This window comes from Collinsella aerofaciens ATCC 25986 (assembly GCF_010509075.1).
GTDB lineage: Bacteria > Actinomycetota > Coriobacteriia > Coriobacteriales > Coriobacteriaceae > Collinsella > Collinsella aerofaciens.
Genome location: NZ_CP048433.1, coordinates 1779469 through 1795667, shown reverse-complemented (window position 1 = coordinate 1795667; position 16199 = coordinate 1779469). Strand labels below are relative to the sequence as shown.

The following is a 16199-nucleotide window of genomic DNA, read 5'->3' as shown; positions in this document are numbered from 1 at the left end:
ATCACGCCCTATAAAACACGTTATCGGCAAAGAAGTCGGCCGGCGGCTCCATGCAGGCAATCTCGCCGTCAAACATCATGACGACGTCGTCGGCTACCTGCTCGGCAAAGTCCAAATCGTGCGTAGCCATGATGACGGTGCCGCCAGCCTTCGCATGGTCACGCAGGGCGCGGGCGATGATGCGGCGGCTGAACAGGTCTAGACCCTTGGTGGGCTCATCGAGCAATAGCAGTTCGGGGCCGATTAGCAGCAGTTTTGCCAATGCAAGCAGTTGACGCTGCCCGCCCGAAAGATCGTACGGATGGCGTCCATCCAGACCCGACAACCCCAAGCTCGCCGCACGCTCCCGCGCCAAGTTCTCGTCATATCCGCAGGTCGAGGCCCATTCCATCAGCTCATCGCGAACCGTCTCGGCAACCAGCAATGCTTTGGGATTCTGAGGCAGCAGCGCCGCCGAGGCCGCTCCGCGCACCATGCGGCCGCGCTGCAGCTTGGCGGTCTTCGCCAGCACCGAGAGCATCGTCGACTTGCCGCAGCCGTTACCGCCAACAACCGCATGCACCGCACCGGCCGAAAACGACGCATCGAGCCCACGCAACACCCAGCCGGACGCTCGATCGTAGCGAAACCAGCCTTCCGACAGGGTGGTAGCCGACCCGCCGTGCATTTTTTGGAGTATTCTGCTTCCATCCGTGCGCGAGAAGGCTTCCGAGCCGTTCTCGAGCGACGTTTGCGCCACAAATTCGGACGATTTGTCCAATTCCGAACTTTTTTTCGCGCTCGATACGTCCCCGGGCGGCTCCAGAGAACCCAAATTGTCCTCACGCCTGCTGAATACTCCGTTTTTTGCACATCGGATGGCACCCCACCCCAACATGTCATCGGAAAACAGCGATTCTCGGCGTCCCAAAGAAGACATATCCGCCACCTCGCGCACGCGACCGCCCTCAATCCGGTACGTACACGTCGCATACTCGAGCATCGGCCGCGGCTGATGCGTCGCCACAACAACCGTGCAGCCCAGCTCGCGATTCACACGAAACAGCGCGTGCAGGAAATTCTTCTCCGCAACCGGATCAAGCTGAGACGTGGGCTCGTCGAGCAGCAGCACGCGCGGGCGCAACGCCAGAACGGCCGCCAACGACAGCAACTGTTTGCGACCACCCGAAAGCGTGTCAGTATCGCGGTGAAGCCAATCTTCCAGCCCAAAGAAATAGCTGGTCTCAGCTACGCGACGGCGCATCTCATCACGTGCTAGCCCCAAGTTTTCCAGGCCAAACGCCATCTCGTGCCACACGGTTTCGCACACGATCTGGTTCTCGGGATCCTGGAACACATAGCCCACGCGCTCCGCCGATGCCCGCACATCCATGTCGGCGACGGGCTCGCCCAGCACGCGCAGCTCGCCGGAGCGCGTACCCGCCGGCGCGATCTCGGGCTTGAGCAGCGACAGCAGCGTCGACTTGCCCGAACCGGTACCGCCAACAAGCAGTGCAAACGCACCTTGGGAAACACGCCAATCAAGCCCCTCGAGCACCGGTGCCTCGGCCCCGGGATAGGCAAAACTAAGGCCTCGCACCTCAATCGCCGGCGCGGCCGAGCCATATGCCACACCCGCCGCCGAGCTCCTATCCAACCGAGCCATCAGCCAAACCTCTTCTCATCAATCGCGTGCGACGCGCAAGGCAGCATCATCCAGGCAGCGTACACGACATAGCCCAGCCACGGCGCCGGCACCGATAGTTGCGGGTAAAACGAATACTGCATCGTCGCAGTCCACGCCACTGCCGTCGTGGCCATGCCAAACAGCGCAAGTCCAACCAGCGCGGCAACATCGCCGCGCCCCAGCCGATACCGCGCATACGTCGTTCGACGCGTCGCGGCGCCCCACCCACGGGAACGCATGGCGTCCGCGCGCTCCAGCGAATCTTCCATGCCCCAGCCCATCAACACGCTCGACGCCCGCAGGCGCGATCGCACGGGATCGGTGGGCGCGCGGCCCGGCACATCAATCGCATCCTGCACCGCCAGCACCGTACGACCGCGGCGTAAAAACTGCGGGATAAGCCTCATGCACATCGAGATCATGAGCGCAATCACCGGTGCGGCATTGCCCAGCAGCGCGAGCACCTTGTCGTATTCGAGCATCGACGCCGCGGCCTCAAACCACAGCACGCTCGCCACAAACAGCCCGCCCATGCACAGGCCGTATACCATGCTTTCCAGATACACCGCGCGCATGCCAATACGGAACAGCTCCGTCGAGCCCGAGGCGCTAAACAGCGGATTGACCAGCGCGATAATCAAAATCACCGGCAGCTGCCAGCGGAGTGCGCCCAGCGTGCGGGCAGCCCCGCGCGTCGCAAATCCATACGCCAGCCCGCCCGCAAGTGACAGCGCAATCAGCACCGGCTGCATCGAGAACATGGTGAGCCCCAGCGTCAGCACCATGTAGAGGGCCGGCACAGCCGGATGCGACATCGAGAATGCCGCGACGGGCTCGCCGCCAAACTCCTCTTGTATGTTGTCCACGGGCACCCCCGTCCCCTCGCTCAAACGACAGCTCCGCAGCACCGCCAACGCCGCACGCAAGCAGCGCAAACGCCACGCCGGCGGCACCGACATCGGCCGCCATGAGCCAATCGCTACGCGCTCAACATATGCCTGCGGTATCATATTGCGCCGTGTATCGTTTCCAAACACACGTCTCTATAACGTAACAGGAGATCACATGGACGCAACCGCAATTATCCTCGCTGCCGGCGAGGGCACCCGCATGAAGTCGAACCACTGCAAGGTTTCGCACAAGATCCTGGGCAAGCCCATGGTCCAGTGGATCGTCGACGCCACCATCAAGGCCGGCTGCAGCCGCGTCGTGGTCGTCATCGGCAGCCACGCCGACGAGATGCGCGCCCTTATCGACGGCACCTACGCCAACAGCGCCACCAAGGTCGAGTGCGTTGAGCAGACCGAGCGCCTGGGCACCGGCCACGCCGTGAAAGTCGCGCTCGAGGCCTGCGGCATCACGCAAGGCCCCGTCGTCGTGCTCAACGGCGACTTGCCCCTCATCACCGCCGACACCGTTGCCAAGTTCGCGCAAACCGTCGCCACCGGCGAGCTCGCCTGCACCGTCATGACCATGACCCCGCCCGACCCCTTCGGCTACGGCCGCATCAAGCTGGGCGCCGACGGCCAGATCGAGCGCATCATCGAGCAGAAAGACTGCACGCCCGAGCAGGCCGCCACGCTGCTGGAGTGCAACGCCGGCTGCTACGCCTTTGACGGCGCGCAGCTCGCCGCCCACATTAACGAGATCGGCAACGACAACGCGCAGTCCGAGTACTATCTGCCCGACATGCTCGAGATTCTCAAGGGTCACGGCCAGGCGGTCTCCATCTTCCACTGTGACGACTACCGCGACGGCCTGGGCGTCAACAGCCGCATCCAGCTCGCGCAGCTCACCGCCATCGCGCGCGACCGCATCAACGAGCACTGGATGGCCGAGGGCGTTACCTTCATCGACCCCACGCAGGCCTGGATCGGTCCCGACGCTACCATCGGCCGCGACACCGTCGTGTGGCCGCAGACGCATCTGATCGGCCACGTCACCGTGGGCGAGGAGTGCCAGCTCGGCCCCAACAGCCGCCTCACCGACACCACCGTCGGCAGCGGCTGCATCATCGATGAGACCATCGCCATCGAGGCCGTCATCGAGAACGGCGTCGACTGCGGCCCGCGCGCCTACCTGCGCCCGGGCACCCACATGCTCGACGGCTCCAAGGCCGGTACGCACGTGGAAATCAAGAAGTCCACGATCGGCGAGGGCTCCAAGGTGCCCCACCTGTCCTACATCGGCGACACCACCATGGGCTCCGGCGTCAACGTGGGCGCGGGCTCCATCACCTGCAACTACGACGGCGTCCACAAGCACAAGACCGTCATCGGCAAGGATGCCTTTATCGGTTCCGACACCATGATGGTCGCGCCCGCCCAGATTGGCGACGGTGCACTCGTGGCCGCCGGCTCCGTCATCACCGAGCCGGTCCCGGCCGACGCACTCGGTCTGGGCCGCGCCCGTCAGGTAAATATTGAGGGCTGGGCCGCCGATTATCGCCGCCGTCTGCACGAGGACGACGAGGCATAACGTTTTACCAAGCACAAAAGGGGCTGTTCCCACGGGGACGGCTCCTTTTTCTATCGTGACCTGCGCGACCGGATGAGTGGTCGGTTCGTGTCCGTTGACGGTAAAGACGTTATCAAGACCCGATTAACCCCGCCGCACGGTTACAATGCAAAAAGGCATCTATATGGCATTCGATGTATAAAGGAGAAGGGTAATGCCGATTAATGATCCCGAGAAGTCGGAGAATATGCGCAAGTCCATCCGCGTGTATTCCGGTTCCTCCAACCGTCCCCTCGCTCAGAAGATCGCTGAGTACCTTGGGGTCGAGCTTTCGGGCCTTACGCTAAAGCAGTTCGCCAACGGTGAGATTTACGCCCGCTACGACGAGACCGTCCGCGGCGCCGACGTCTTCCTGATTCAGTCCGTGGCCGGCGGCAACGTCAACGACATGCTCATGGAGCTGCTCATCGCCACTGACGCTGCCAAGCGCGCATCCGCCCGCTCCATCACCGCCGTTATCACCCACTACGGCTATGCCCGCCAGGACCGCAAGGCCGGCCCGCGCGAGCCCATCACCGCCCGCCTCGTCGCCAACCTGCTCGAGCGCGCCGGTGTCGACCGCATCATCACCCTCGACCTGCACCAGGGTCAGATCCAGGGCTTCTTTGATATCCCGGTCAACCACCTGTCCGCACTGCCGCTGTTTGGCCAGTACTACAACGACATGCACTTCGACACCGACAACCTGGTTGTCGTCTCCCCCGACGTGGGTCGTGCCAAGGCCGCCAAGAAGCTGTCCGACATGCTCGGCTGCGACCTGGCCATCGCCCACAAGGGCCGTCCGCGCCACAACGCCGCCGAGGTCATGGGCATCATCGGTGACATCAAGGGCAAGACCTGCGTCATCAACGACGACATGATCGACACCGCTGGCACCCTGTGCGCCAACGTCAAGGAGCTCAAGGCTATGGGCGCTGGTGACATCTACGTCTGCGCCACCCACGGCATCTTCTCCGGTCCGGCCATCGAGCGCCTGAACGACGCCCCGATCGTCGAGTGCGTCGTCACCGACGCCATCCCCGTCGAGGTCGGCGGCAAGATCAAGACCATCTCGGTCGCCGAGGAGTTCGCTCAGGCCATCTCCGCCGTTTACCACGAGGAGCCCGTCTCCACGCTCGTCGGCGGCGACTTCGCGCTGTAGTCGCATCGTCCTTGCAACCCGGCGCATCGCCGTCGGAACAGAAGAAACCCCCGCGCTCCCCCTTGCTTCGCAAAGGTCGCGCGGGGGTTTCTTCTGTTCCGACGGCTCGCTCTGCCGCGGCCGCGCTTTTGTCTGGTGGGATTTCGCTGAAGCAAAGCCTCGCCTTCGGCGGGCGTGGTAGCCTTTGTCGTTGATTAAACTTTTGTGTAACGAAAGGAAGCATATGGCAGCTGCACAGCCGCTTAAGATTCGCATGGTTGCCGGGCTTGGCAACCCGGGCGAGGAATATGCCGAGACCCGCCACAACGCCGGTTTTAAGGCAATCGACGAGCTGGCCCGTCAGGCCGGCGTCACGTACTGGAAAAACCAGGCCGGCGCCGAGGTCGCGCTCATCAACATCAACGACCCCGAGGAAGAGGGCGGCAAGCGTCAGATTGTGCTGGTCAAGCCGCAGTCGTACATGAATACCTCGGGCGGCCCCATCTCCAAGCTCTGCCGCGAGTACAAGATCAAGGCCGAGGAACTGCTCGTGATCCACGACGAGCTCGACATTCCCGCCGGTGACGTGCGCGTCAAGGTGGGCGGAGGCCATGCCGGTCACAACGGCCTGCGCTCCATCATCGACAAGATGGGCAGCCGCGACTTCAGCCGCATCCGCACCGGCATCGGCAACCCTCCCGGTAAGATGGCCGTCGCCGACTACGTGCTTAAGCAGCTGCGCGCCCGCGAGGCCGAGGATTTCCAGGACACCTGCGCCCGCGCGGCCGACGCCGCCGGCCTGGCGATCGTGCACGGCGTGGTCTACGCCCGCGACCATGTCAACGGCGCCGCCTCCGCCAACGGCAAGCACTAAAACCTATCATTTAGGGACAGGTTTATTTTGGCAGGTTTTACCTGCGGAAACGCCCCAGTTGCGGCATCGCAATAAACCGCGCGCCGCCATACGCACATAGCACCCCAAGGGGGCCGGCCCCATCACAACCCGAGGCCGGCCCCCTTTGCCGTTTTACCCGATAAAACTGACCAAAATAAACCTGCCCCTATTTGGTAGGCCAAAGTGGATAAACCCTGCTCCCAACCGCCGAAGACACACGTAAGTGACATGTCCATGAGGGTATAATTTGCACCGTATGTCTGCACAACGCCTGTGCGCGTACGGTTTTATTCGGGCTACCGTCCATTTCCGTGGAGGCACGGTTCGGCGGCCCTAACAAGAGAGGGGTTCTATGTATAAGATCCTGGAGAAGACGCAGTTCTCGGAGAAGGTGTTCAAGTTCCGCATCGAGGCGCCCGCAATCGCCAAGCATGCGCACGCTGGACAGTTCCTCATGGTCCGCGCCAACGAGACGGGCGAGCGTGTCCCGTTTACCCTGGCCGGCTGGAACGGTGACGAGGGCTGGGTCGAGTTCATCTTCATGGTGATCGGCAAGACCACCGAGATGCTGTCCACCTACGAGGCCGGCGAGTCGCTGCGCGACGTCGTGGGCCCGCTGGGCGTTCCCACCGAGATGGCCGAGGGCCCCTGCGCCGTCATTGGCGGCGGCGTCGGCCTGGCAATTGCCTTCCCGGTCGCCAAGCACCTGGTCGAGACCGGTCACGAAGTTCACGCCATCATGGGCGCCCGCACCAAGGACCTCCTGCTCATGGAGGACCAGTTCCGCGAGCTCCTCGACGAAGACCACATCCACATCACCACCGACGACGGCTCCTACGGCGAGCAGGGCGTTGTTACCGCTCCGCTGGAGCGCCTGCTGCAGGACAAGGCCGTGAGCCAGGTCTTCTGCGTCGGCCCCGTTCCGATGATGAAGTTCTCGACCCTCACCGCCCAGAAGTACGACACCCCCATCACCGCGTCCCTCAACCCCATCATGGTTGACGGCACCGGCATGTGCGGCTGCTGCCGCGTCGAGGTGGGCGGCGTGACCAAGTTCGCTTGCGTCGACGGCCCCGACTTCGATGCCACCCTGGTCGACTGGGATGACCTTCGTGCCCGCCAGGCCGCTTACCGTTCCGAAGAGGGCGAGTCCCTCAAGGCCTATGAGGAAAAGAGCTGCGCATGCCACTAGTTAACGGTCGTTTCGTTGCCGATATGAAGTCGCCCCGCACCCCCGATAACGAGGAGCCGGCTGCCGAGCGCGCCTGCGACTTCCGCCCCGTCGACAAGGGCTTCACCGAGGAGATGGCGCTGGCCGAGGCCGAGCGCTGCCTCAACTGCAAGAAGCCGTTCTGTGTTGAGGGCTGCCCCGTCAACATCAACATCCCCCGCTTTATCGAGCAGATCCGCGAGAAGGACTTCGGCGGCGCCCTCGATACCATCCGCGAGGACTCCATGCTTCCCGCCATCTGCGGCCGCGTCTGCCCGCAGGAGAACCAGTGCGAGGGCAAGTGCATCCGTGGTAAGAAGTCCGAGCCCGTGGCCATCGGCCAGCTCGAGCGCTTCCTGGGTGACCGCCCCGAGCTCGCCTCCACGCCCAAGATGGCTCCCAAGAACGGCAAGAAGGTCGCCGTCGTCGGCTCCGGCCCGTCCGGCATCACCTGCGCTGGCGAGCTCGCCCGCAACGGCTTTGACGTTACCGTCTTTGAGGCCTTCTTCACCGGCGGCGGCGTGCTGGTCTACGGCATCCCCGAGTTCCGTCTGCCCAAGGCGGTCGTCAAGCGCGAGATTGACGGCCTGGAGGACATGGGCGTCAAGTTTGAGTACAACTCCGTCGTGGGCAACATGGCCACGGCCGAGGAGCTGTTCGAGCAGGGCTTCGACGCCATCTACGTGGCGACCGGCGCTGGCCTGCCCAAGTTCCTCAACGTCCCCGGCGAGAACCTGCCCAACGTCTTCTTCGCGAACGAGTACCTCACCCGCGTGAACCTGATGAAGGCCAACAAGTTCCCCGAGTACGACACCCCCACCAAGCACGGCAAGAACGTCGTCGTCTTTGGTGGCGGCAACGTGGCTATGGACGCCGTCCGCACCGCCAAGCGTCTGGGCGCCGAGCACGCCATCATCGCCTACCGCCGTACCGAGGACGAGATGCCCTGCCGTCGCGCCGAGCTGCACCATGCCAAGGCCGAGGGCGTCGAGGTTCTGCCGCTCGTCTCCCCGCTCGAGTTTGTCGCTGGCGAGGACGGCTCCGTGTGCGCCGTCAAGGTCCAGAAGATGGAGCTCGGCGAGCCTGACGAGTCCGGCCGTCGTCGCCCGGTGCCCATCGAGGGCGCCATCGAGGAGATCCCCTGCGACGTCGCAATCTCGGCTATCGGCACCAACGCCAACCCCTTCGCAAAGAAGATCGGCGGCAAGATGGAGCTCAACAAGTGGGGCTACATTGTTGCCGACGAGGAGACCGGCCAGACCACCGATCCCCGTATCTGGGCCGGCGGCGACATCGTCACCGGTGCCGCTACGGTCATTCTGGCGATGGGCGCCGGCAAGAAGGCCGCCGCTTCCATCACCAAGAGCCTACTGGGCGAGTAATCATCCGCAGCGCTAGCTACCAAACGGCAAAGTCCCCGTCGAGCACACGCCCGGCGGGGACTTTTTCTATGCCGGCCGACTACCACAAAGGGGACAGGCACCTTTGTGGTGGTTTTGGTCGGTTAGCCTTCGAGCTGTGCCACCTTGTAGCGGTAGGCAGCGGCGATAACGTCTTTACAACCCTCGCGGCCCAGCTTGGCGCGGTTGACGACGATGTCCTTGCCACTCGTCATCTTCCACTTTCCGGCGCTGTAGCGCTTATAGAACGCCTCGCGCGCCTTCTGCTGCTGCTTGACCAGCTTGGCGCCCTTCTTTTTGTTAAGGCCGCGCTTCTTGCGCACGATCTCGACGCGGTCCTCAAAGGGCGCAGTCACCAGCACGGCGATGTGGTTGGGGTTGTTGCGCAGCAGATAATCGGACAGACGGCCTTCGATAATGCAGCTCTCGGTCTCACCCAGATCCAAAATCACCTGGCTCATCTTTTGGAACAACTTGTCCGAGTACGAACGCGCATCGTAGCGGTCGGGCAGAAACGCCATGTTCTCCACGGCCAGGCGCTCGTCGTAGGCGGCCATCTTGTCGAGCGACTCGCCCGCGCGCAGCGAAGCACGCACCAGCAGATCGTTATCGTACAGCGGAATCCCCAGCTCATCGGCGAGGATACGACCAATCTCGTGGCCCTCGGCGCCAAAGTCGCGCGCGATGGTAATGACCACAGGATTCTTCTTGTTCTCCAGATCGCTCATCGCGATTCCTTTCTCTATGTGACAAAGGGGCTGTCCCTTTGCCACATTCTACGCTGCCACCATTCGCCTCTGATATGCGCGAACCAGCAGCGAGATACCAAAGTTGAGCACAAAGTACATCGCAAACACCAGGCCGTAGAGCATAAGAACCTGCGACAGGTCGATCGCGTGAGCCATCACGACATTTGCCGTGTACATGAGCTCGGCCACGTTAATGCCCGAAAGATACGAGCTGTCCTTAATGACAGTCGTGCACTGGCTAAACAGCGCCGGAATGATCGTCTTAAACGTCTGCGGCAGAATGATGTAGCGCATGGTGGCAAAGAAGCCAAAGCCCTGGCTCTGCGCTGCCTCAAACTGGCCGCGCGGAATCGAGTTGAGGCCGCCGCGCACAATCTCGGCCATAACAGCGCTGGTAAACAGCGTGAAGGCGATGGTCGAAATCACAATGTCCAAACCCTGCACCGTAAAGTAGATAAACAGAATCCACAGCAGGTTCGGCGTGCAACGGAACAGCTCGATATAGGCGCTCACCAAAATACGGAACGGGCGGGGCGCATAGCTCTTAACGAGCGCCAGCACCGTGCCAAAGATGAGCGAGAAAAAGATCGACAGCGCCGAGATCTCGATTGTCTTAACAAAGCCGCCCCAAATGTAGAGCAGGTTGGTCGCGTTGAAGATTTCCATGCGCTAGGCCTCCTCTACGTTGTCGAGCCCCAGCTCGGCCAGGCTCACGCCGCGCGGACGCTCCTTGGAGCGGCGCTCGAGCCACTGCACCAGCATGGCGAGCGGAAAGCAGATGATGAAGTACATAAGGCAGCAGACGATGTATCCCTGCAGGTAACCGTACAGACTCACAAAGTTGTCGGAACGGTACATAAGGTCGCCGCCGGCCACAAGCGCCAGCACCGACGTGTTCTTGACCAGGTTGAGCGCCTGGTTACACAGCGGCGGCAGAATGATCTTGAACGTCTGGGGCAGCACGATGTACCAGTACGCCTGCGCACGGGTGAAGCCCTGGCTCTGGGCCGCCTCCATCTGACCGCGCGGAACCGCCTCGATACCAGTGCGGATGACCTCCGAGATGTAGGCCGCGTGATACAGACCCACGCCCAAGAAGCCCAGCACGAACGGCGCGATGCGCACCGGCTGATCGGCACCAGTCATGGCCTGCAAAAACTGCGGACCGGCCATGTACATAAAGAGCACCTGCACGGGCAACGGGGTGTTCTGGTAAAACTCCACGTATACGCGGCTTATGGCGCGCAGCACGCGCGAACGAGTGGTAGAGAACACGCCCAGCAGCGTGCCCAGCACCAGCGACAGCAGCAGACCGGCAACGACCACCTGCAGCGTCACGCCAAAGCCCTCCCAGAAGGGCCCCATGTTTTGAAATGTCGTCGACCAACGGTCGGCGTCAAATAATCCTTCGAGCATTTGATTCCTTCCTTGGACGATGCGCCTATACAAGACCCCAGGTCTTAACCTCTTGGTCGAGCCAGCCATCGGCCAGGCGATCGCAAATCACCTGATCGACCACGGCGGAAAGGTCGCAGCCCTTCTTGGTCGCCACGCCGTAGCCCTGCTCGCCAAACTTGACCTCGGGCTGCAACAGCTCAACGGTCTCGTTCATGTAACCGGCCAGCGTGGAGCGGTCCATGGCAAAGACGTCGATATTGCCGGCGTCGAGCGAACTCTTGATGATGGGGTAGCCGCTAAAGGCCCTAAACTCGGGCTTGCAGCTAAAGCCGTTGTCCTTGATCATCTGCTCGATCAGGCTCTGCGTGGTGGCGCCCTGGCTCACGCCAATGACCTTGCCATCCAAATCCTCAATCGAGGTAAAGCCCGAACGCTTCTTGACCATGAGTCCCACGTAGTCGGTGCGGTACGGCGTCGAGAAATCCCAGCTCTTCTTACGCTCGTCGGTGATGGTGTAGGTCGCCGCGACCACGTCAAGTTGGCCGTTATCGATCAGCGGGCCGCGCGTCTTGGGCGTTACGTCGGTAAACTCGACAAGCTCCTGGGCGCGGGCCTCCTTGTAGCTCACGCCAAAGACGGCAGCGGCGATCTGGTAGCACAAATCGACTTCCATGCCCTCAAAGCGGCCCTTGGCGGTGTCGTAATAGCCATAGCCGGGAACGTCCTTCTTAACGCCGGCATTCAGATGGCCACGCGACTTGATGGCCGCAAGCTTGGACCCCTTGTCGGAGCCCTCGCCGCTGGTGGAGTTGCCGCAACCGGTAAGCGCGGTCCCCGTCAGCGCAAGCATGCCGGCGCCAGCCAGCTGCAAAAAGCGACGGCGCGACACGGCCGCCCTCGTCATATCCGTCATGTCCATCACCGCGCCTAGTGCAAAATCTTGGACAGGAACTCGCGGCAGCGCGGGTTCTCGGGGTTGTCGAAGAAGTGCTCGGGCGTGCCCTCCTCCAGAATGCGGCCGTCCTCCATAAAGATGACGCGGTCGGCCACCTGGCGCGCAAAGCCCATCTCGTGCGTCACGCAGATCATGGTGATGTCCTCCTGCGCGAGCTCAATCATAACGTCCAGAACCTCCTGGACCATCTCGGGGTCGAGCGCCGAGGTCGGCTCGTCAAACAGGATGATGGGCTGTTTGGTGCACAGGGCACGGGCGATGGCGATGCGCTGCTGCTGACCGCCCGAGAGGTTCTGCGGATACTCGCCTGCCTTATGCGCCATGCCGACGCGTTTGAGCGCGGCGATGGCGATCTCGGTCGCCTCCTCCTTGCTCTTCTTTTGCAGCTTGATGGGCGCAAGCGTCAGGTTGCCGAGCACCGTCATGTTGGGATACAAGTTGAACTGCTGAAACACCATGGAGCTATACTTGCGAGCCATCTCCAGGTGATTCTTTTTGGTGAGCGACGTACCGTCGATGACGACCTCGCCCGACGTGGGCTCCTCCAGATAATCGACGCAACGGATGAGCGTCGACTTACCCGAACCGGAAGGCCCGATCATTACGAGCTTCTCGCCGCGCTTGACGGTGAGATTGATATCTTTGAGCACATGCAGGTCGCCAAAGTACTTGTTGAGATGCTTGATCTCGATCATGTCTGCCATGAATGTCCCTTCCCTGCGTTTATACGAGTTGCACTATTGTACGGAAAGAACCACGTTTCCGCAGCCCACGCTACATCCCCGTAAAGAACCCGCAACCTTCCACCCACTCATTGGGGACAGGCTTAAATTGAACTGCGTCCCGAATCTTGGCCTTCTTTTATTAGAAGCGAACACTAGGACGCTTTCAATAGCCGTTTCCGAAACTCCACCGGGGTGAGGCCGCCGAGCGCCACCTGGCGACGCCTCGTGTTCCAATGCACGACGTAGGCGTCGAGGTCCCTCTTGAAGGACTCGAAGTCGGCCCACTCGACGCCCCTGAAGAACTCGTCCTTGAGATGCCCGAACACCTGCTCCGTCGCCCCGTTGTCTAGGCAGTTGCCCTTTCTCGACATGCTCTGCCTGGCGCCGTGCCTCCTGAGCTCGCCGGTCCACCTAGGGTGCTGGTACTGCCAGCCCATGTCGCTGTGGACGATCGGCGAGGCCCCGGCCGGCATTCTCGCGAACAGGCGCCTGAGCACCTCCTCCTGCTGGGCCATGTCCGGGCTCGTCGACACCGACCAGGAGACGATCTCCTTCGTGCAGAAGTCGTAGACCGGGGCGAAGTACGCCTTGCCCCAGGGCTGCCTGAATTCCGTGACGTCGGTCCCGAGCTTCTCCCACGGGGCGCCCGCGCGAAAGTCACGCGCTATCAGGTTGTCGAATCTCTCGCCGACCGGGCCGCGGTAGGAGTTGTAGCGATGGTAGTCGGTCTCCCGGCGGATGCCGCAGCGGATGCCGAGCTCCCGCATCATCTTGAGGACCGTCTTGTCCGCTATCCTCGCGCCCAGCTCGGCCCTCAGGCACATCGCTATCTGGCGGTGGCCGCACCCGTTCGCCGTCCTCGAGAAGATCTCGCGCACGGCCTCCCGGAGCTCTGGCCGGGTCGCTCTCGGCGGGTGCGCTACGGCATAGTGGTAGCTCGACGGCGCGAGCCGCGCGGCCGCGAGCAGGTCGCATAGGCGGTGGTGCCCTGAAAGGGAGGCTACGACCTGGGCTTTCTCCCAGTTTGAGAGCTCTTCTCCGCTTTCAGGGCTATCGATTTTTTTAGATACGCCACCTGGGCCTCGAGTTTGCGCACGCGCTCCTCGAGCTCCCGCTCGCGCGTCCGCCCCCCGGGGCCCTCCGGCCTGCCGCGGCGTCCCGGCTCGAGCGCCTCCGGCCCGCCCTCGCGGTACAGCCTGCACCAGCGGTCGAGCGATGTGGCGGCGGCGATGCCGAAGCGGGCCATCGCCTCCGACCGCGGCATCCCCTCGTCCACGACGGCCCTCGCGACGGCGAGCTTGGTCTCCATGTCGTAGGTCCTGCGGCTCTCGCCCATCCCGATCAGCCCCTTCCTCCCGGTTGCCCGGTACGCGTAGAGCCATTTTCTCACCGCCGGGGCGGGAACGTCGAGCTTCTTGGCCGCGAGTTCGAAGCCGAGGCCGGCCTCGAACAGGTCGGCGGCGCGTGCCCTCATCTCGCGACCGTATCTTGCCTTCTTCCTGCGGGGCATTTCCGATGCCTCCCTTTTCTCGAACCTTAATTTCAAAGTCCAAGAAATGGGATGCAGTTCAAATGAGTACCCGCTCATTGGCACTCATTTAAGCCTGTCCCCAATGAGTACCCAGCCAAAAAAGGGGCGCGACCGCAATGGTCACGCCCCTCAGCATCGGCTATGTGTCGGCCGGCGCTTACGCCAATTTTGCACCGACGATCTTTGCCGCGGCCGGCTTGTCGAAGTTGCCGCCGGTGGCCTTGCCCAGAGCGCCCATGACCTGGCCCATCTGCTTCTTAGACGTGGCACCCAGCTCGGCGATAACCTGCTCGATCAAGGCCTCGAGCTCCTCGCCCGAAACCTGCGCGGGCAGCAGACTCTCCAGAATCTTGACCTGCTCGGTCAGGTTGTCGGTACGCTCCTGGTCGGTACCGGCCTTGATGGACATCTCCAGCGTCTCGCTCGTCTGCTTAATCAGACGCTTGATCATGCTGTTGACGTCTTCCTCGGTCACATCGCGGCGCTCGTTGACCTCGATGTTCTTCACCTCGGCCTTAACCTGGCGAATGATAGACAGGCGAACCTTGTCCTTGGCCTTCATGGCCGCGATCATTTCCTTCTGCAGCTCTTCGTTGGTCATCTGCAAATCCTCCTCAATAGCGTGGGCGGCACTCACGCGGGCACCGCCCCATGATTACTCAGTCTTCGACGAATCGTCGGTCGAACTCTTGGTGACGCCCTTCAGGCTGACGTTGTACGGCACGTCCTTGGGCATGGGGTTAACGGTGATGTCGGCGTCCTTCTTGTACTGCTCCAGCCACTCGCTGTACGCGGTGCTTGCCGCCTGCGTCTTCACCACGTTGGAGACGTACTTCTTGATGTCCTTGGGCACCTGCTTAATGTCATCGACCTGATTATCGACATGGAAGTAGTCGGTGCACTTGATGATGTGATAACCATAGGTCGACTCGACGACGTCGCTCACATCGCCCTTGTTGAGCCCCTCGAGCGCCGCCTGGTAGCTGTCGACGAAGGTAGTGAGCTTGTCCCAGCCAACATCGCCCTTCTTGTCCTTGGAGCCGGTGTCATCGGAGTACTGCTCCACGGCGTCCTCAAAGCTCAGCTCGCCGGAGTTAATCTTGTCCAGGCACTCCTGCGCCTTGGCCTTGGCGGCGGCCTTGTCCTCGTCGGAAGCGTCAGAATCGACCTTGATCAGAATATTCGACGAGCGACGGGCGTCATTGTAGTTGGACAGGTTCTCGTTGATGTAATCGACAATCTCGCTGTCCTTGGGCTTGCTGGTGGGTGCCACGGCATCCTTGAGCTTCTGCTGCGCCAGGCTCTCCTTGAGCGAGTCCTTGTAGGTGTCCTCGGTGTAGCCATAGGTCTTAAGCGTCTTCTTAAAGGCTTTGGCGCCGCCGGCACTCTTGCAGGCGTCCTTCCAAGCCTTCTCGACCTCCTCGTCCGAGACGGTCACGCCGTTTTCCTTCTGCGCCTGCTGAAGCAGAATCTGCTGCGCGTAGGAGTCGATGAGCTGCTTGCGGTACTTCTTGGGCGTGAGGTCATTGTCAACCAGGTACTGTGCCCAGTCCTTGTCCTTGGTGTAGCCGTAGGACGTGCGCATGCTCATAATCTGCTTGGTCACGGTGTCCTCGGTGAGGTTGGTGCCGTTGATAGTGGCAGCCACGCCACCAGTGAGCTTATAGCCTGAGCTGGCGCTTTCGGTCTGCGACATCAGGCCGGAGCACGCCATGGCCGAAACGGAGAGCAGCATCGCCAGCACGCCGATGACCACCAGGACAATCTTGACGGTCTTGGACACATAGGTCTTGCGCTGCTTCTTGCGAGAGCTGGAGGCGGCGCGGGACCGTTGCTCGGACGTCGGCGCGACCTCGGGGTTCTTTTTCTTATTTGCCATGTTTGGCCTTTCGCATCACGAATCGAACAAACGCCATTGTGTCACAACGCAGCCCTCGCGGCACACCTGGTGCATGGGGGACAGGTTAATCTGCACCATTTTGGTGCAAAGGGGACAAGTCTGGCAGTTGGCAGTTAGGGATGTTCCTTTTCTG

General features: G+C 61.9%; 16 protein-coding genes. 5 read left to right on the top strand and 11 right to left on the bottom strand.

What is annotated here, in order from left to right; genetic code table 11:
- Position 1: 1 nt before the first annotated feature.
- A complete protein-coding gene (locus GXM19_RS08125) occupies positions 2-1645 on the bottom strand; it encodes an ABC transporter ATP-binding protein (RefSeq protein WP_006235786.1) in 1644 nt (547 codons plus the stop codon).
- Positions 1645-2532 (bottom strand): energy-coupling factor transporter transmembrane component T, encoded by an 888-nt coding sequence (locus GXM19_RS08120; protein ID WP_225094074.1) that lies wholly within the window; start codon positions 2530-2532, stop codon positions 1645-1647. The genes GXM19_RS08125 and GXM19_RS08120 overlap by 1 nt, the downstream gene beginning before the upstream one ends.
- Before the next feature lie 199 nt (positions 2533-2731).
- Here GXM19_RS08120 and glmU point away from each other — a divergent pair, with 199 nt between their 5' ends.
- The 5 genes from glmU (at position 2732) to gltA (ending at position 8790) form a co-directional block, all read left to right on the top strand.
- Positions 2732-4144, top strand: a complete 1413-nt coding sequence (gene glmU / locus GXM19_RS08115) for a bifunctional UDP-N-acetylglucosamine diphosphorylase/glucosamine-1-phosphate N-acetyltransferase GlmU (protein ID WP_006235788.1) — start codon at positions 2732-2734, stop codon at positions 4142-4144.
- A 193-nt stretch (positions 4145-4337) separates the two neighbouring features.
- The gene (locus GXM19_RS08110) at positions 4338-5324 is read left to right on the top strand and encodes a ribose-phosphate diphosphokinase (protein ID WP_006235790.1); all 987 of its coding nucleotides are present in this window, start codon (positions 4338-4340) and stop codon (positions 5322-5324) included.
- 223 nt (positions 5325-5547) lie between these two features.
- Positions 5548-6177, top strand: coding sequence for an aminoacyl-tRNA hydrolase (gene pth, locus GXM19_RS08105; protein ID WP_006235792.1), 630 nt, complete (start codon positions 5548-5550; stop codon positions 6175-6177).
- Positions 6178-6550: 373 nt separating this feature from the next.
- Entirely contained in the window at positions 6551-7390 is an 840-nt protein-coding gene (locus tag GXM19_RS08100; RefSeq protein ID WP_006235793.1) for a sulfide/dihydroorotate dehydrogenase-like FAD/NAD-binding protein, read from the top strand.
- On the top strand, positions 7381-8790 hold the full coding sequence (gene gltA / locus GXM19_RS08095) for an NADPH-dependent glutamate synthase (RefSeq protein WP_006235794.1): 1410 nt from the start codon (positions 7381-7383) through the stop codon (positions 8788-8790). The genes GXM19_RS08100 and gltA overlap by 10 nt, the downstream gene beginning before the upstream one ends.
- Positions 8791-8912: 122 nt before the next feature.
- On the opposite strand, the gene GXM19_RS08090 is transcribed toward gltA, so the two are convergent.
- The 9 genes from GXM19_RS08090 to GXM19_RS08050 all read right to left on the bottom strand — a co-directional run bounded on the left by GXM19_RS08090 (position 8913) and on the right by GXM19_RS08050 (position 16045).
- Positions 8913-9536 (bottom strand): cytidylate kinase-like family protein, encoded by a 624-nt coding sequence (locus tag GXM19_RS08090; protein ID WP_006235795.1) that lies wholly within the window; start codon positions 9534-9536, stop codon positions 8913-8915.
- 48 nt (positions 9537-9584) lie between these two features.
- Positions 9585-10223, bottom strand: coding sequence for an amino acid ABC transporter permease (locus GXM19_RS08085; protein WP_006235796.1), 639 nt, complete (start codon positions 10221-10223; stop codon positions 9585-9587).
- Between the two features lie 3 nt (positions 10224-10226).
- Positions 10227-10973, bottom strand: a complete 747-nt coding sequence (locus GXM19_RS08080) for an amino acid ABC transporter permease (RefSeq protein ID WP_006235798.1) — start codon at positions 10971-10973, stop codon at positions 10227-10229.
- A 25-nt stretch (positions 10974-10998) separates the two neighbouring features.
- Entirely contained in the window at positions 10999-11874 is an 876-nt protein-coding gene (locus GXM19_RS08075) for a transporter substrate-binding domain-containing protein (protein WP_006235799.1), read from the bottom strand.
- Positions 11875-11882: 8 nt separating this feature from the next.
- Complete coding sequence (locus tag GXM19_RS08070; protein WP_006235800.1) at positions 11883-12614, bottom strand: amino acid ABC transporter ATP-binding protein; 732 nt, start codon at positions 12612-12614, stop codon at positions 11883-11885.
- Positions 12615-12787: 173 nt separating this feature from the next.
- The gene (locus tag GXM19_RS08065; RefSeq protein ID WP_082222915.1) at positions 12788-13693 is read right to left on the bottom strand and encodes an IS3 family transposase; all 906 of its coding nucleotides are present in this window, start codon (positions 13691-13693) and stop codon (positions 12788-12790) included.
- Positions 13636-14145 carry a helix-turn-helix domain-containing protein gene (locus tag GXM19_RS11130; protein WP_006234481.1) on the bottom strand — a complete coding sequence of 170 codons (510 nt, stop codon included), beginning with the start codon at positions 14143-14145 and terminating at the stop codon, positions 13636-13638. Before GXM19_RS11130 ends, GXM19_RS08065 begins: the two co-directional genes overlap by 58 nt.
- Before the next feature lie 178 nt (positions 14146-14323).
- Positions 14324-14767 (bottom strand): GatB/YqeY domain-containing protein, encoded by a 444-nt coding sequence (locus tag GXM19_RS08055; protein ID WP_006235801.1) that lies wholly within the window; start codon positions 14765-14767, stop codon positions 14324-14326.
- 54 nt (positions 14768-14821) lie between these two features.
- Positions 14822-16045, bottom strand: a complete 1224-nt coding sequence (locus GXM19_RS08050) for a peptidylprolyl isomerase (protein ID WP_006235802.1) — start codon at positions 16043-16045, stop codon at positions 14822-14824.
- Positions 16046-16199 lie beyond the last annotated feature (154 nt).

What these genes read in the sequence shown, in the direction of transcription:
- gltA (WP_006235794.1), top strand. Translation starts at nt 7,381, where the DNA reads ATGCCACTAGTTAACGGTCGTTTCGTTGCCGATATGAAGTCGCCCCGC.
- GXM19_RS08100 (WP_006235793.1), top strand. Translation starts at nt 6,551, where the DNA reads ATGTATAAGATCCTGGAGAAGACGCAGTTCTCGGAGAAGGTGTTCAAG.
- GXM19_RS08070 (WP_006235800.1), bottom strand. Translation starts at nt 12,614, where the DNA reads ATGGCAGACATGATCGAGATCAAGCATCTCAACAAGTACTTTGGCGAC.
- glmU (WP_006235788.1), top strand. Translation starts at nt 2,732, where the DNA reads ATGGACGCAACCGCAATTATCCTCGCTGCCGGCGAGGGCACCCGCATG.
- GXM19_RS08075 (WP_006235799.1), bottom strand. Translation starts at nt 11,874, where the DNA reads ATGGACATGACGGATATGACGAGGGCGGCCGTGTCGCGCCGTCGCTTT.
- GXM19_RS08090 (WP_006235795.1), bottom strand. Translation starts at nt 9,536, where the DNA reads ATGAGCGATCTGGAGAACAAGAAGAATCCTGTGGTCATTACCATCGCG.
- pth (WP_006235792.1), top strand. Translation starts at nt 5,548, where the DNA reads ATGGCAGCTGCACAGCCGCTTAAGATTCGCATGGTTGCCGGGCTTGGC.
- GXM19_RS08125 (WP_006235786.1), bottom strand. Translation starts at nt 1,645, where the DNA reads ATGGCTCGGTTGGATAGGAGCTCGGCGGCGGGTGTGGCATATGGCTCG.
- GXM19_RS08110 (WP_006235790.1), top strand. Translation starts at nt 4,338, where the DNA reads ATGCCGATTAATGATCCCGAGAAGTCGGAGAATATGCGCAAGTCCATC.
- GXM19_RS11130 (WP_006234481.1), bottom strand. Translation starts at nt 14,145, where the DNA reads ATGCCCCGCAGGAAGAAGGCAAGATACGGTCGCGAGATGAGGGCACGC.
- GXM19_RS08050 (WP_006235802.1), bottom strand. Translation starts at nt 16,045, where the DNA reads ATGGCAAATAAGAAAAAGAACCCCGAGGTCGCGCCGACGTCCGAGCAA.
- GXM19_RS08085 (WP_006235796.1), bottom strand. Translation starts at nt 10,223, where the DNA reads ATGGAAATCTTCAACGCGACCAACCTGCTCTACATTTGGGGCGGCTTT.
- GXM19_RS08055 (WP_006235801.1), bottom strand. Translation starts at nt 14,767, where the DNA reads ATGACCAACGAAGAGCTGCAGAAGGAAATGATCGCGGCCATGAAGGCC.
- GXM19_RS08080 (WP_006235798.1), bottom strand. Translation starts at nt 10,973, where the DNA reads ATGCTCGAAGGATTATTTGACGCCGACCGTTGGTCGACGACATTTCAA.